The sequence below is a fragment of the Fuscovulum sp. genome, from assembly GCA_035192965.1.
In the GTDB taxonomy this organism is placed as follows: Bacteria; Pseudomonadota; Alphaproteobacteria; order Rhodobacterales; family Rhodobacteraceae; genus Paragemmobacter.
In genome coordinates this window covers 82,501-96,824 of the sequence record CP136571.1, presented here as the reverse complement: position 1 = coordinate 96,824, position 14,324 = coordinate 82,501, and the positions used below count along the sequence as shown (strand labels likewise).

Genomic DNA, 14,324 nt, shown 5'->3' with positions numbered 1-14,324 from the left:
TAACGGAAAAGCCAAGCAGAATTAATGACTTCTGCCACCCCGCCTGGGCGCATTGTGGCACGGAGCATGTCGCGCCCGGTGACGCAGAGAACGCCATTTGGGTGGCTTGCCTGTCCGGCATCATCCGCCTGCCCATGGCCGTAAGGGCCAAGGCCGCCTCTGATGCGGCATTGGCGCAGATGTATGGCTACTACGCCTGTGACTTAAATCCCTTCACCCCGGCCATCCTGCCAGAGGCGAAACTGGCTACCCGACCTTAGCAGCGGGCGCGAAAGGCCACCACGTTTGATGTCGCAAGGTATTGTTTTTGCGCCAACATCTGTGCCTGCCGCAGCTGCTTGCCGCTGTCCATGTGATCCAGAAGCATCAGCCGGAAGGTGGCCTCCATCAGCGGCAGGGGGATCGTCGCGCCCTCGCCACCCGTGACCTGCGCCAGACGCCAGGCACCATCTTCGCGGTCCACCTGACGCTGCACTGCGCCCCGATCTGCCACGCCATAGGTGCGGCAGAAGGTTTCCAGAAAGTCTTCATCCTCTTCCGTCAGATCGGGATGCGGCAGCATCTCGTCCATCGGCAGCAGACCCTTGACCGTATAGGTCAGCGGCGCCGACCGATGCGCCCCGATCGTCTCGGAAAACAACACCCCCCGCCCCGTCGCCAGATGCCATCCCTGCGCCAGATAAAGCAGGCGCTGCAGGTCGAAAAAGCCAAAGCTGTCCCAGGCTTGCTGGAAGTGGTTTGACAGATAGATCGCTACGTCCTGCGCCTTGCTTGTCATGGTCTTGGTCTCCTGTCGTCGCCGCCAACATGGGGGGCATCATGGTAAAGGGTTGATGCCGTTCCCGTCTTTCCGCAGGAAAACCCCTGCATTCCAACGGTTTGGCACCGGTTACACACACTCTCTGCAGGGCGTGTCCGTGGGCGGCGGTTGCCGTTTTCCGGACATGCGCCATCCGCCTGCCCCGCCTGCGCGGGACACTTTGGAAGGCTGCAGTCTTAGGATCGGGGTGGGCTGGCCGGTCGGTCAGCATCCCCGCCACCCGTCCTGTGCGCGGCGGGGCGACCGCCTTTCGCGCAAGCCGGGTGTCAGGCCATCAGGCGCAATAGCGCGTCTGCGGTTCGGTCATGCCATTCATGCGCTGAACTTCCAGCACAACCTCAAGCCGGTTGCGCGCGTTGAATTTCTGCATGATCTGGGTCATGTAATGTTTCACCGTCTTGTCCGACAGGTTCAGCTTGTTGGCGATTTCCTTGTTGGACGATCCGTTCAGCAGTTCCCGCACCACCTGATCTTCGCGCGAATTCAGCCCGACAGAGGCGCGTCCCGCCCTGCGCTGTTCGGCGGCGCGCATATCGCGGATCACCTTGGATGCCATGGAGGAAGAGATGAATTCCTTGCCCGCCAGAACCTCTTCGATCGCGTAGAAGAGGTCACCGCCCGAGCTGCCCTTCAGCACAAAACCGTTGGCCCCCGCTGCCAGCGCGTCCATGCACAGATCCATGGAGGCCGAAGCGGTGAAGACGAGGATCTTGACCTCGGGCTGTTCTGCCCGGATCTGGCGCATGGTTTCCAGCATGTCGCCTGCAATGTTCAGGTCCGCCACCAGAAGGTCGCAGTCCTTGTCCCGCACGAGGCGCCGTGCATCTTCTGCCGTCGAACCGATGCCAGCGACCTGATACCGCGCATTGGCGCGCAGAATGTCGACGAGACCGGCGAGCACGATCGGATGATCATCAACAAGTACTAGATTCAGCATTTCAGTCCCACTTGCTGGTTCAGGCCGGTTTTTCGGCCCTTGCCCTTAACCCCCATGTTTAACCTACCTTAATTGCGGGGATGGTCTAAACGAAAGTTCGTATCCTGCCGGCATTCGGACATACTTCCGCCATGATTGATGCAGCGCCCAACAGGTAATCTGACCCGGCTGGTGTGTTCGTTTCCGGGGGCGCAACAAAGGGAATTTTCGCCATCTGCAACCTTGGCGGAACTGTGTCGGAACTTGGGCGCATTCCCCGATAGGTTTCCGCCATAGGTTGAAGACTTTGGTCAAAAAGTAACCGTGGATGAGTTGCGTGACCCCGATTGATTCGCGGTTTGATCCACGGGCCGTGCCGGGAAAGGCCCGCATGGGCCGTGCGGCCATCGGCTTTGCGTTGCGCTATGACGCGCGATGCCCGCGCCTTGGTCGGGGAACGCACAAGGGGCCCCCTTCAACATGCGTGGCGCTTCCCTGAACCCCAGCCGATGCGATTCGTTGGTTGATGGTAAATGGCACCTGACCGTGCGCTGCGTGCATACGCGCGTCTGCACCATTGTCTGCACCGGCAGCTGCACGGCCAATCTGCCCGAAACCCAAAGGTAAATGCAGCGTTCCCAAAGAGTTGTGGCCAAAAGGAAAGGGCCGCCCAATGGGCGGCCCTTCCATCCGGAACGTCCGGAAAAATCAGCCCTGACGGGCCTTGTACCGCTTCTGCGTCTTGTTGATCACATAGACGCGGCCCTTGCGGCGCACGACCTGGCAATCGCGATGACGCGTCTTGAGCGAGCGGAGCGAGTTCGCAACCTTCATCGTTCTTCTCCCATTCGCGGCGCGCAGCGCCTTGAAATCCTTGATGTTTCCCTTGCGAGGAAACGGTGAAAATGGTGGGCGGTACTGGGATCGAACCAGTGGCCACTACGATGTCAACGTAGTGCTCTACCGCTGAGCTAACCGCCCACGTTCCTTCACTTTTCCGCCCGGTATCAATAAAAATGACGCGGGCGGGTCCGCGTCGGTCGCTGGGTCTATAAAAGGAGTCGCCCGCAGGTTCAAGGGGTTTTGGCATCCGGCAAAACACGGCTATATCTGGGGCATGACGCATGACGCCTTCACCCTTCTGCTGCCGCGCCACCGGACCACTCCGGTTGTCTTCTCATCCCCCCATAGCGGGGCCGACTATCCGCAAAGCTTTGTTTCACAAAGCCTTCTGGATCGCCACACGATCCGGTCGTCCGAAGATGCCTTTGTCGATCAACTCTTTTCCGCGGCACCCATGCACGGCGCACCGCTGATCGCTGCCCGCGTGCCGCGCGCCTATATCGACCTCAACCGCGCGGCGGATGAGCTTGACCCCGCGGTGATCGAAGGGATTGACCGGGCACCGCACAACCCGCGCGTTTCGTCCGGGCTGGGGGTGATACCCCGCGTCGTCGCAGGTGGGCGCGCCATCTATCGCGGCAAACTGTCGAGGGCCGAGGCGGAGTTGCGCATCCTGCGCTATTGGAACCCCTATCACGCGGCGCTGAAAACCCTTCTGGATGAAAGCCTTGCGCAGTTCGGCGAGGCTGTTCTGATCGATTGCCATTCCATGCCGCATGAGGCGATCGAGGCCCACGCCCGCCCCGGCCACCCGCGCCCTGATGTGGTGCTTGGGGATCGGTTCGGAGCCGCTGCCGGGCGCGATGTGGTGGACAGGGTCGAGGCCGCATTTGCCGCCGCAGGCCTGCGCACCGCCCGAAACGCCCCCTTTGCCGGGGCCTATATCGCGCAGGCGCATGGCCGCCCGTCACGCCGCCAGCATGTCGTGCAGGTCGAGATTGACCGTGCGTTGTACATGGATGAGGCCCGCATCGAGCCGCGGCCGGATTTCGCGCAGTTTCAGGCCCTTGTTACTGGGATCATCGCCGAAATCACGGCCACTACCCGCCCAGATGCCCTGCCGTTGGCCGCGGAATAGGGCCTATCGTAAGGCGCGGCCCTTGATGATGGCGTCATGGCCGAATTTCGCGCGGATGGCATCCGCCGCCCGTTCGGCCTTGGCCCGCTTTCCGGCATCCGGGTCCAGCAGATCGCCCGACAGATCGGCCTGATCTTCGCCCACCAGATCGGAAATCCCCACGCCCATCAGCCGGAAGGGGCCTTTGGTTCCCGCCGTGTCGAACAACTCGCGCGCGGCGCGATAGATGCGGTCGGCCATCTGGGTGGCATCGCCCAGCCCGTGCCGCCGGGTCACTGTCTGGAAATCCTTGTGCTTCAACTTCACTGTCACCGTCCGGCCCGCCAGACCTTTGGCCTTGGCCCGGTCGGCGACCTGTTCGGCCAGCCGCCACAGATGCCCGTCAAGGATATCGGCATCGCCTGTATCTTCGTTGAAGGTCGTTTCCTTGCTGATCGACTTGGCCTTTTCGTCGCGGCTTACCCGCCGCCGATCCTCGCCCCGTGCCAGATGGAACAGCCGTTCCCCCATGCTGCCAAAGCGCGCGACCAGATCGACCCGGTCCCAGCGCAGCAGGTCGGCGATAGTTCGGATCCCCGCTGCTTCCAGCGCGGCTTGGGTCGCGGTGCCGACACCCCAGATGATCCGCACCGGTTTGGGCGTCAGAAAGGCCTGCGTTTCGGCCTTGCCCACCACGGAAAACCCCTTGGGCTTGTCCAGATCGGACGCGATCTTTGCCAGAAACTTGTTATGGCTTAACCCGATGGATCCGGTCAGGCCCAGTTCACGCTCCATCCGCCGCACAAGGCGCGCCAGCATTACCGCAGGCGGCGCGCCATGCAGGCGAGCGGTTCCCGACAGATCCATGAACGCCTCATCCAGCGAGAGGGGTTCGATATCGGGGGTCAACTCTTCCATCATCGCGCGGATCTTGCGGCTTTCCGCGACATAGGCGGCCATGCGCGGCTTTACCACCACCGCCTGCGGGCAGAGCTTAAGCGCCTGAAACATCGGCATGGCAGACCGCACGCCAGAAATGCGCGCGATATAGCAGCAGGTGGACACCACCCCCCGCGTGCCGCCCCCTACGATCACCGCTTTGTCGGCCAGTTCCGGATTGTCGCGCTTTTCCACGCTGGCATAGAAGGCGTCGCAATCCATATGCGCGATGGACAGATCGAACAGTTCGGGATGGGTCAGCACGCGCGGGCTGCGGCAGGCGGGGCACCGCGCGCCGGCGTCAAAAGTGGTCAGGCAATCGCGGCAAAGGGCAGGCATAGCTTATCATGCACCCACCCCGCGCGCGCGTCCATGCCCCAGCCTCTTGCGCCACGGGGGCCAAAGCGCCATGATTCCCCGACAGGTTTTTCAGGAGGTAGCGGACATGCTGTCCGAATTTCTTGGCGGTAACGCCGTCTTTCTTGCCATCGCCGGTTTCATCATCCTCTGCATCTTTCTTGGGGTGCGGATCGTGCCGCAATCAGAAAAGCATGTGGTCGAACGCTTTGGCCGCCTGCGCGCCGTTTTGGGGCCCGGTATCAACTTTGTGGTCCCGTTCCTGGACCGTGTGGCGCATAAGATCAGCGTGCTGGAGCGGCAATTGCCCACCGCCAGCCAAGACGCCATCACCGCCGACAACGTGCTGGTGAAGGTGGAAACCTCGGTCTTTTACCGCATCACGGAACCAGAAAAGACGGTCTATCGCATCCGCGATGTGGATGCCGCCATTGCCACCACGGTGGCGGGGATCGTGCGGTCGGAAATCGGCAAACTGGAACTGGATCAGGTCCAGTCCAACCGCAGCCAGCTGATCGAACGGGTGCGGGAACAGGTCACCGCTATGGTCGATGACTGGGGGGTCGAGGTGACGCGGGCCGAAATCCTGGACGTCAATCTGGACGACGCCACCCGTGCCGCGATGCTGCAACAGTTGAACGCTGAACGTGCCCGTCGCGCGCAAGTGACCGAGGCCGAGGGGAAAAAGCGGTCGGTCGAACTGGCGGCTGACGCCGATCTTTACGCCGCCGAGCAGGCCGCCAAGGCCCGCCGCATCACCGCCGATGCCGAGGCCTATGCGACAGGCGTGATCGCAGGGGCAATTTCGGCCAACGGGCTAGAGGCCGCGCAGTTCCAGATCGCGATGAAGCAGGTCGAGGCGATTGCGCAGGTTGCACAGGGTGAGGGCAAGCAGACGATCCTGCTGCCCATCAGTGCGATGGATGCCTTTACAAATGTGTTCAAGCTGCTGCGGGGGAATGCCTGATGTGGTGGTCCATCTGGTGGGTCTGGATCGTTGCCGGGTTCCTGCTGGGAATGCTGGAGATCATCGTGCCCGGATACATTTTCCTTGGCTTTGCCATCGGGGCGGTGGCCAGCGGTATTCTGGTGGGGATCGGGGTCGCACCCGCAAGCCCCGCACTGCTGGTGCTGATCTTCGCGGTCTGCTCGCTGGTGGCTTGGCTTGTCTTGCGGCGCACGATGGGCGTTCGCGAAGGGCAGGTGAAGGTATGGGATCGCGACATCAATGATAACTGAGGCAGGGTTCGTCGGGGCCAAGGCCGCGCTGTTCTGCGGTGATGCAATCCTGACCTGCCTGCGTGACACCCATCCCGGCCTGCCCTGGCCGGGAATGTGGGATCTACCCGGTGGCGGGCGTGAGGGGGACGAGTCGCCCGAAGCCTGCCTTCTGCGTGAGTTGCATGAGGAGTTTGGTCTGCGCCTGCCCGTCGCGCGCCTGACTTGGCGGGTTGTGTTGCCAGCCATGCTTCACCCCAACCGGAAGTCGGTGTTTTTCGCAGGAACGGTGACGGCGGCCGAGGTGGCGGCCATCCGCTTTGGTGACGAAGGGCAGGGTTGGGCGCTGATGCCCACGGCTGAGTTTCTAACCCATCCGAAGGCCATCCCCGATTTGCAGCACCGGGTTCGGCTGGCGCTTAGCGCGCAGGCAGTACCGCAATAACCGCCCGCGCCGCCGCTGCCGGATCGGCTGCCTGCCAGATCGGACGCCCCACCACGATGTGATCTGCTCCGTCCGTGATTGCCTGATGTGGCGTGGCGATACGTTTCTGATCGCCCGCTGCTGCGCCCGAAGGGCGCACGCCGGGCGTCACAATCAGCCGCCCCTTGGCCTGTGGCAGGGCGCGGATCATCGCGGCCTCTTGCGGGCTGGCGATGACGCCATCCGCCCCCGCCTCCAGCGCCCGCGCGGCGCGTTCCAGAGTGATGTCATGTATATCGCCGGCCTTGATCAGGTTGGCGTCAAGATCGGCGCGGTCGAGCGAGGTCAGCACTGTGACCGCCATGATCTTCAACCCGGTTCCGGCCTTGCCCTCGCAGGCCGCACGCACCACCTGCGGGTCGCCATGCACGGTGAGGAAATCGAGGTCATAGCGTGCGATGCCGCGCACCGCCGCCTCGATCGTTGCGCCGATATCGAACAGCTTCAGGTCCAGAAAAACGCGCTTGCCCAATTCGCCTTTCAACTCATTGGCCAGAGCCAGGCCGCCCCCGGTCAACATCCCCAAACCGATCTTGTAGAAGCTGGCGGCGTCGCCGATGCGTTGGACAAGGTCCAACCCCTGCACGACGTTCGGCACATCCAGCGCCACGATCAGCCGGTCGTCAGACATGGGGTTTCCTTTCCTGTGGGTCGCGGCCAGATGCGCCGCAAGCGCGGGGCTGTCAAGCCGCGCGATCCCGGCTAACATCGCGGCAAAGGGCAACGGGGCGGGCATGATCCTTTGTTTCGACATCGGCGGAAGCCGGATCAAGGCGGCGCTGTCGCGCAGCGGCGGGCTTGACCCTTTGGGCGATACCCCGACACCGACGGATGATTTTGTCGCCTTCACCGCCGCGCTGGGCGGGTTCATGCGGGGCCACGCCCTGCGGGGTATTGCCATTTCGATTGCCGGGGTGGTGGACCCGGACACGCACGTCATGCGCGTGGCCAATATCCCCTGCGCCGATGGCCGCCGCCTTGCGCCCAATCTTCAGGCCGCGTTGGGTGTGCCGGTGTTGGTATTGAACGATGCCGATTGCTTTGCCATGGCCGAAGCGCGGCAGGGTGCGGGGCAGGGGCATCGCACGGTGTTTGGCGTGATCCTTGGTACGGGCGTGGGCGGCGGTCTGGTGATCGACGGACGGCTTGTCACTGGCCCCGGCGGGTATGCAGGCGAATGGGGGCATGGCCCAGTGGCAAAGACGCAGGTGGAAGGCGTCACCCTGCCGGAATTTCGCTGTGGCTGCGGGTTGATCGGATGCCTTGATGCAGTGGGTGGCGCGCGGGGGATTGAACGGCTGCATCTGGCGGTGACCGGGGAACAGGCGACGTCCCACGATATCCTGACCGCTTGGCAGGCGGGCGATCCGGGGGCTGTTCGCACGGTTGCTGTGTGGCGGGCGCTGCTGGCACCACCGCTGGCGATGATCCTGAACACGGTGGGTGCGTCGATCGTTCCGGTCGGGGGTGGGTTGTCCAATGTGCCCGCGCTGATCGCCACGCTGGATGGGGCCGTGCGCGGCATGATCCTGCGCCGTACCGATGCGCCGCTGGTCGTGCCTGCGCAATGTCGTATCGAACCCGGCCTGATCGGGGCCGCTGCCGTAGGCGAGGCCGCCTTTGGCTGACATCGTGCTGGAGGTCTGTGTCGAAGATGCCGCCGGTCTGGGCGCGGCCTTGCGGGGCGGGGCCGGACGGATTGAACTGTGTTCGGCCCTTGCGCTGGGCGGGTTGACGCCGTCGCCGGGGATGATGCAGGCGGCGCAGAATGCGGGTCGCCCGGTCATGGTGATGATCCGCCCACGCGCGGGGGATTTCATCTGGTCCAGCGAAGACCTGCGTCAGATGCGGGGTGATATCGCCGCCGCCCGCGCGTTGGGTTTGGCCGGGGTGGTTCTGGGGGCGTCGCGGCCGGATGGGCGGCTGGATGAATGGCTGCTGTCCACCCTGATTGATGAGGCGCAGGGGATGGATTTAACCCTGCACCGCTGCTTTGATCTGACGCCGGACAAATCCGTCGCGCTCGAAACGGCGGTTCAGTTGGGGTTTTCACGCATCCTGACCTCGGGTGGGGCGCGGACGGCACCGCAAGGGGCAGAGACATTGGCAAGGTTGATGCAACAGGCGGGATCGCGCATCGCCATCCTTCCCGGCTCCGGCATTTCGCTGGCCACGCTTCCGGAACTGGCCCATCTGCCCTTGCGCGAAGTCCATGCCTCCTGTTCCATGGCGGAACCGGTGGCAGGGGCCATCGCTGACCTTGGTTTTGGCCCGGCGGAGCGGCGCGTGACCTCGGAATCGGCGGTGCGGGCGCTGGTCGCGGCCTTGGCCGCTTTGTGAATTATGTAAGGGGAAAGCAGTGCAGATCACCGTAACCTATGACCGCCCCGACGACGGCCCCCGTTCAGGCCCCGTGCAGGTGGGCTGGTTTCTGGCATCCGACAAGGGCGCGGTGCTGTATGATGCGCCCGAACGGCTGGTGTCGCGGCAGGTCAGCCGGACGCATGCGAAAAGCGCCAGCCGCTGCCCAGCGGTGATCCAGATGGAAAGCCGGTATTTCGTGGTGAAATGTCCCTTTGATCTGCACATCGGGTTTGCCCGCGATGACAAGGGCAAAGCGGTTCTGGTGAACCGCGCCGGCACTGCATCGCCCATCCGCAGCAACAAGCTGAACGAGGTTCTGACGCTGGTGAACGAGGCGGAGTGGCGCTATCCCGACCGCCCCACGGTGCAGTTGCACCTGCCCTATACCTTTATCGCGGATGAGCCGGTGTGGATGACGCAAGTTGGCACCTTTGCCCATTACCGCAAGGACCCGCTGCCCGGCACCATCTTTGGCGGGCGGTTTCAGTTGAACCTTTGGCCGCGCCCGTTGATGTGGGCCTTTGAATGGCATGAGCCGGAGAAGGACATCATCCTGAAGCGTGGCGATCCGTTGTTCTATTGCCAGTTCGAACATGAAGGGCCTGATCGTCCGGTGCAGATGGTCGAGGCGGAAAAGACCCCCGATTTGGTGGCCTATCTGGAAAAGATTTCGGGCGTGGTGAATTACGTCAACCAGACGTTCAGCCTGATGAAATCGGCCGAACAGATGCGCCCGGCCCGGCTTTTGAAACCAAAGGACAAGGCGTGAAATCGCATCTTGCGATCTGGGACATGGCCGCAGGTTGCGCGCGCACGATCCTGACCGTGGATTACCGGATCGAGGCACCGAACTGGCATCCAACGGGTGGCTATCTGATGGTGAACAGCGACGGCCGTCTGTTCCGCTTGCCGCTGGATGCGCCCGGGCTCCAACCGTTCGAGACGGGGATCGACGGGCGCTGCAACAACGACCATGGCTTCAGCCCGGATGGGAAGACGCTGGCCTTTTCCTGCCATCGGGGGCAGGGGGCCGAAATGTTCGTGATGCCCGCGACAGGCGGCGCTGCCCGGCTGATCAGCCCAGAACCGCGCACATGGTTTCATGGCTGGTCGCCCGATGGGGGAACGCTGGTCTATGCCGCCGCGCGGGGTGAGGGGCGCAATGTCGGAGTTTTCGCTATGCCCGCGACAGGCGGGGCCGAGACGCGCCTGACACAAGACGCGGGCCATTCTGATGGCCCAGACTACAGCCATGACGGACGGCGCATCTATTGGAACTGCGACCGCGATGGTCACGCGCAGATCTGGGTCATGAAGGCGGACGGATCAGACCCGCATCCGCTGTTTTCAGATGACCATGTGAACTGGTTCCCGCACCCGTCACCCTGCGGGCGACATCTGATCTACCTTGCCTATCCGCCGGGGACCGTGGGGCATCCGGCGGACCTGCCTGTTGCCATCGTGCTGTGCCGCCCGGATGGCAGCGACCGTCGGCGGATCGTGGAGTTGTTGGGCGGGCAGGGCACGATGAACGTGCCGAACTGGGCCCCGGATGGCAGCGCCTTTGCCTTTATCCATTACTCGGCCTGATCGAGGGCCGTGGGTATTTGGGCCACGATAGAGGCAGCATAAGGAAAAGTTGACGCATCCCTGCGCGGCAATCTTGCAACAGGGGGCAACCCCGCCCATCTTCAGATCAAGGCCGGGGCGGACGTGCCTTTTCAGGGCGTTCGCGGGACGGTGCTATGAAAAGGAGAATGCCCGATGAACCTTGAAAAGTTCACGGAACGGTCGCGCGGGTTCCTTCAGGCCGCGCAGACGATTGCGATCCGGGAAAGCCATCAGCGGCTTGCGCCGGAACACCTGCTCAAGGCCATCATGGATGATGACCAGGGGCTTGCCTCAAACCTGATCCGCCGCGCCGGTGGCGAACCTGCACGGGTGAGCGAGGCCGTCACCCTTGCGTTGGGCAAATTGCCCAAGGTTTCGGGGGATGCGCAGCCTTTCACCGATCCCGGTCTGGTCAAAGTGCTGGATGAGGCAGAAAAGCTGGCCAAAAAGGCGGGGGACAGTTTCGTTCCCGTCGAACGCATCCTGATGGCGTTGGCCATGGTTCCGGGTGCCGCCAAGCAGGCGCTGGATGCGGGCGCGGTGAGTGCGCAAAAGCTGAACGCTGCGATCAATGACATCCGCAAGGGCCGCACGGCGGATTCCGCATCGGCGGAGGAAGGCTATGACGCGCTGAAGAAATATGCGCGCGACCTGACCGAGGCGGCAGAGCAGGGCAAGATCGACCCGATCATCGGCCGCGATGAAGAGATTCGCCGCACGATGCAGGTGCTTTCGCGCCGGACGAAGAACAACCCTGTCCTGATCGGGGAACCCGGCGTCGGCAAAACCGCCATCGCTGAAGGCCTCGCCCTGCGCATTGTCAACGGCGACGTGCCCGAATCGCTGCGCAACAAGAAGCTTATGGCGCTGGATATGGGCGCGCTGATCGCCGGGGCGAAGTATCGCGGTGAGTTTGAAGAGCGGCTGAAAGCCATCCTGAACGAGGTGACCTCGGCCGAGGGCGAGATCATCCTGTTCATCGACGAGATGCACACGCTGGTGGGCGCGGGCAAATCCGAGGGCGCGATGGATGCGGCCAACCTGATCAAGCCGGCGCTGGCGCGGGGCGAATTGCACTGCGTTGGGGCAACCACGCTGGATGAATACCGCAAATATGTGGAAAAGGACGCGGCCCTTGCCCGCCGGTTCCAGCCGGTGATGGTGAACGAACCCACGGTGGAGGATACGATCAGCATCCTGCGCGGGATCAAAGAGAAGTATGAGCTTCACCACGGGGTGCGGATTTCTGACTCGGCGCTGGTTGCGGCGGCGACGCTGTCGCATCGCTATATCACCGACCGTTTTCTGCCCGACAAGGCGATCGACCTGATCGACGAGGCCGCCAGCCGCTTGCGGATGGAGGTGGACAGCAAACCCGAGGAACTGGATCAGCTGGATCGCCAGATCCTGCAGTTGCAGATCGAATCCGAGGCGTTGAAGAAGGAAGATGACGCCGCATCGCGCGACCGGCTGGAAAAGCTGGAAAAGGAACTGGGCGACCTGCAACAGCAATCCGCCGCGATGACCGCGAAGTGGCAGGCCGAGCGGGACAGTCTGGATGCCGCGCGTGACCTGAAAGAGCAACTCGACCGGGCCCGTGCCGAACTGGAACAGGCCAAGCGCGAGGGCGATTTCGCCAAGGCGGGTGAATTGCAATACGGCCGCATCCCGGGGCTGGAAAAATCGCTGGCCGAGGCCGAGGCCCGCGAAGGCGAGGCGCTGGTGTCCGAAGCTGTGCGCCCTGAACAGATCGCCGAAGTGGTGGAACGCTGGACCGGCATTCCCACCACCAAGATGCTGGAAGGGGAACGCGACAAGCTGCTGCGGATGGAGGACGAGCTTGGCAAGCGCGTCATCGGTCAGCATCAGGCGGTAGAAGCCGTGGCCAAAGCCGTGCGCCGTGCGCGCGCCGGGCTGAACGATGAGGGGCGGCCACTGGGTTCGTTCCTTTTCCTTGGCCCCACCGGCGTGGGCAAGACGGAGTTGACCAAGGCGCTGGCTGAATACCTGTTCGACGATGAATCCGCGATGGTCCGCATCGACATGTCGGAATTCATGGAGAAACACGCCGTGTCGCGTCTGATCGGCGCGCCCCCCGGCTATGTCGGTTATGACGAAGGCGGGGTTCTGACCGAAGCGGTGCGGCGCAAGCCTTATCAGGTGGTGCTGTTCGACGAGGTCGAAAAGGCCCATCCGGATGTGTTCAACGTTCTGCTTCAGGTGCTGGACGATGGCATCCTGACCGATGGTCAGGGCCGGACGGTCGATTTCAAACAGACTCTGATCGTGCTGACATCAAACCTGGGGTCACAGGCGCTTAGCCTTTTGCCGGACGGGGCAGATGCGAATGACGCGAAGCGCGATGTGATGGAGGCCGTGCGTGCCCATTTCCGCCCGGAATTCCTGAACCGTCTGGATGAGACGATCATCTTTGATCGTCTTGGCCGGGCCGACATGTCGGGGATCGTGGAGATTCAGCTGCGCCGTCTGGAAAAGCGGCTGGAGGGTCGCAAGATCACGCTGTCGCTGGATGCCGATGCCAAGGCCTGGCTGGCGGAGGAAGGCTATGATCCCGTCTATGGTGCACGCCCGTTGAAGCGGGTGATCCAGCGCCAATTGCAGGATCCGCTGGCCGAAATGCTGCTGGCGGGCGACATTCTGGATGGGGCCTCCATCGCCGTAACGGCCGGGGCAGAGGGCTTGATCGTTGGGGGGCGCATTATCGCATCCCGCCGGGAACGCCCGACACAGGCTGTGGTCCACTGAATAGACCTTAGGAAAAAAGAAAAGGGGCGGTGAAAACCGCCCCTTTCCGCTGACAATAGATGTCAGATCACATCGGCGGCAGGATGACCGAGTCGATCACGTGGATCACACCGTTCGACGCGGCAACGTCCGGGGCCGAAATCACGGCGCCGTTCACTTTCGGGCCGCCTTCCAGCGTGATCGTGATGTCCTTGCCGTTCACGGTGGTGGCGGTCATGCCTTCGGTCAGGTCGGTCGACATCACTGCGCCCGGCACAACGTGATAGGTCAGCACGGCGATCAGCTGCTCCTTGTTTTCCGGCTTCAGCAGGTCTTCGACAGTGCCGGCGGGCAGCGCTGCAAAGGCGGCGTCGGTCGGTGCGAAGACGGTGAACGGACCTTCGCCCTTCAGCGTTTCAACCAGACCTGCTGCCGTCAGCGCGGCGGCCAGCGTGGTGAACGAACCGTTGGCGACTGCGGTGTCGACAATGTCCATGTCCTGGGCATAGGCGGGCATCGCAAACGCGGCGGCGGTGGTCAGTGCAAGAAAGGTTCTGCGGATCATAGGCGTCACTCCCGTTCGATCTCTCTGCCATGATTGGCATGGTCCTTATATGGGGCGCCGCTGCGACCAGATGTCGTTGAAACATCCGTTAATACACCTTGCCAAGCCGGTCTGCCGGGCTAAGCCGCGCCCTGATCCGGGTTCAATTCAACATGGTGTGACCGAGATTTATCTGACGTGACTGAAACAGATGACGTTTCAGCCTCGTATAGGAAATGTGAGAGGCTTTGCTTTGCCTTTTTGCGTCAGCCCGCCAACATTGATGTAACGGGACAAAGATAGGAGACGGCAATGCACGCACCGAAACTTGGTTGGTCAGATGTGACGCCAAAAGCGCAGTTCCTT

Annotated in this window: 17 protein-coding genes and 1 tRNA gene (1 of these 18 running past the window's edge); 11 read left to right on the top strand and 7 right to left on the bottom strand. The window is 62.8% G+C overall.

Translation table 11 applies throughout. The features are described 5' to 3' along the window. The first annotated feature begins 101 nt into the window (after nt 1–101). Nucleotides 102–260, top strand: coding sequence for a hypothetical protein (locus tag RSE12_00495; GenBank protein WRH62846.1), 159 nt, complete (start codon nt 102–104; stop codon nt 258–260). Here RSE12_00495 and RSE12_00490 read toward each other — a convergent pair. The 4 genes from RSE12_00490 to RSE12_00475 all read right to left on the bottom strand — a co-directional run bounded on the left by RSE12_00490 (nt 257) and on the right by RSE12_00475 (nt 2,717). After that, a complete protein-coding gene (locus RSE12_00490; GenBank protein ID WRH62845.1) occupies nt 257–778 on the bottom strand; it encodes a hypothetical protein in 522 nt (173 codons plus the stop codon). The two genes, RSE12_00495 and RSE12_00490, sit on opposite strands and share 4 nt — an antisense overlap. Before the next feature lie 316 nt (nt 779–1,094). Beyond that, nucleotides 1,095–1,757 carry a response regulator transcription factor gene (locus tag RSE12_00485; GenBank protein ID WRH62844.1) on the bottom strand — a complete coding sequence of 221 codons (663 nt, stop codon included), beginning with the start codon at nt 1,755–1,757 and terminating at the stop codon, nt 1,095–1,097. A 687-nt stretch (nt 1,758–2,444) separates the two neighbouring features. After that, entirely contained in the window at nt 2,445–2,570 is a 126-nt protein-coding gene (gene ykgO, locus RSE12_00480; GenBank protein WRH62843.1) for a type B 50S ribosomal protein L36, read from the bottom strand. A gap of 72 nt (nt 2,571–2,642) precedes the next feature. Further along, a tRNA-Val gene (locus RSE12_00475) sits at nt 2,643–2,717 on the bottom strand. Nucleotides 2,718–2,853: 136 nt separating this feature from the next. On the opposite strand from RSE12_00475, the gene RSE12_00470 reads away from it, so the two are divergent. Further along, nucleotides 2,854–3,717, top strand: a complete 864-nt coding sequence (locus RSE12_00470; GenBank protein WRH62842.1) for an N-formylglutamate amidohydrolase — start codon at nt 2,854–2,856, stop codon at nt 3,715–3,717. A gap of 3 nt (nt 3,718–3,720) precedes the next feature. On the opposite strand, the gene RSE12_00465 is transcribed toward RSE12_00470, so the two are convergent. Next, entirely contained in the window at nt 3,721–4,974 is a 1,254-nt protein-coding gene (locus RSE12_00465) for a DNA polymerase IV (GenBank protein WRH62841.1), read from the bottom strand. Nucleotides 4,975–5,080: 106 nt separating this feature from the next. Between RSE12_00465 and RSE12_00460 the strand changes: the two genes are divergently transcribed. The 3 genes from RSE12_00460 to RSE12_00450 are packed head-to-tail and all read left to right on the top strand — an operon-like array spanning nt 5,081 to nt 6,655. Next, nucleotides 5,081–5,959 (top strand): SPFH domain-containing protein, encoded by an 879-nt coding sequence (locus RSE12_00460; protein ID WRH62840.1) that lies wholly within the window; start codon nt 5,081–5,083, stop codon nt 5,957–5,959. Continuing rightward, nucleotides 5,959–6,231, top strand: a complete 273-nt coding sequence (locus tag RSE12_00455) for a hypothetical protein (protein ID WRH62839.1) — start codon at nt 5,959–5,961, stop codon at nt 6,229–6,231. Before RSE12_00460 ends, RSE12_00455 begins: the two co-directional genes overlap by 1 nt. Further along, nucleotides 6,221–6,655, top strand: coding sequence for an NUDIX hydrolase (locus RSE12_00450; protein ID WRH62838.1), 435 nt, complete (start codon nt 6,221–6,223; stop codon nt 6,653–6,655). Before RSE12_00455 ends, RSE12_00450 begins: the two co-directional genes overlap by 11 nt. Here the strand turns inward: RSE12_00450 and pyrF are convergent. Next, entirely contained in the window at nt 6,630–7,325 is a 696-nt protein-coding gene (pyrF, locus tag RSE12_00445; protein WRH62837.1) for an orotidine-5'-phosphate decarboxylase, read from the bottom strand. The genes RSE12_00450 and pyrF overlap by 26 nt on opposite strands. Nucleotides 7,326–7,428: 103 nt before the next feature. On the opposite strand from pyrF, the gene RSE12_00440 reads away from it, so the two are divergent. The 5 genes from RSE12_00440 (at nt 7,429) to clpB (ending at nt 13,435) form a co-directional block, all read left to right on the top strand. Beyond that, entirely contained in the window at nt 7,429–8,322 is an 894-nt protein-coding gene (locus tag RSE12_00440; protein WRH62836.1) for an ROK family protein, read from the top strand. Further along, nucleotides 8,315–9,034: a copper homeostasis protein CutC gene (locus tag RSE12_00435; GenBank protein ID WRH62835.1), complete on the top strand. Its 720-nt coding sequence runs from the start codon at nt 8,315–8,317 to the stop codon at nt 9,032–9,034. The genes RSE12_00440 and RSE12_00435 overlap by 8 nt, the downstream gene beginning before the upstream one ends. Before the next feature lie 19 nt (nt 9,035–9,053). Next, on the top strand, nt 9,054–9,827 hold the full coding sequence (locus RSE12_00430) for a hypothetical protein (GenBank protein ID WRH62834.1): 774 nt from the start codon (nt 9,054–9,056) through the stop codon (nt 9,825–9,827). After that, complete coding sequence (locus RSE12_00425; protein WRH62833.1) at nt 9,824–10,648, top strand: hypothetical protein; 825 nt, start codon at nt 9,824–9,826, stop codon at nt 10,646–10,648. Before RSE12_00430 ends, RSE12_00425 begins: the two co-directional genes overlap by 4 nt. Nucleotides 10,649–10,822: 174 nt before the next feature. Continuing rightward, on the top strand, nt 10,823–13,435 hold the full coding sequence (gene clpB / locus RSE12_00420) for an ATP-dependent chaperone ClpB (protein ID WRH62832.1): 2,613 nt from the start codon (nt 10,823–10,825) through the stop codon (nt 13,433–13,435). A gap of 67 nt (nt 13,436–13,502) precedes the next feature. Here the strand turns inward: clpB and RSE12_00415 are convergent, their stop codons facing one another. Further along, the gene (locus RSE12_00415; protein WRH62831.1) at nt 13,503–13,979 is read right to left on the bottom strand and encodes a fasciclin domain-containing protein; all 477 of its coding nucleotides are present in this window, start codon (nt 13,977–13,979) and stop codon (nt 13,503–13,505) included. 291 nt (nt 13,980–14,270) lie between these two features. Here RSE12_00415 and msrP point away from each other — a divergent pair, with 291 nt between their 5' ends. Then, nucleotides 14,271–14,324 carry the beginning of a protein-methionine-sulfoxide reductase catalytic subunit MsrP gene (gene msrP, locus RSE12_00410; protein ID WRH62830.1) on the top strand. 873 nt of this gene lie beyond the right edge of the window, so 54 of the gene's 927 nt are visible here — the first part of the coding sequence; it begins with the start codon at nt 14,271–14,273; its stop codon lies off the right edge, out of view.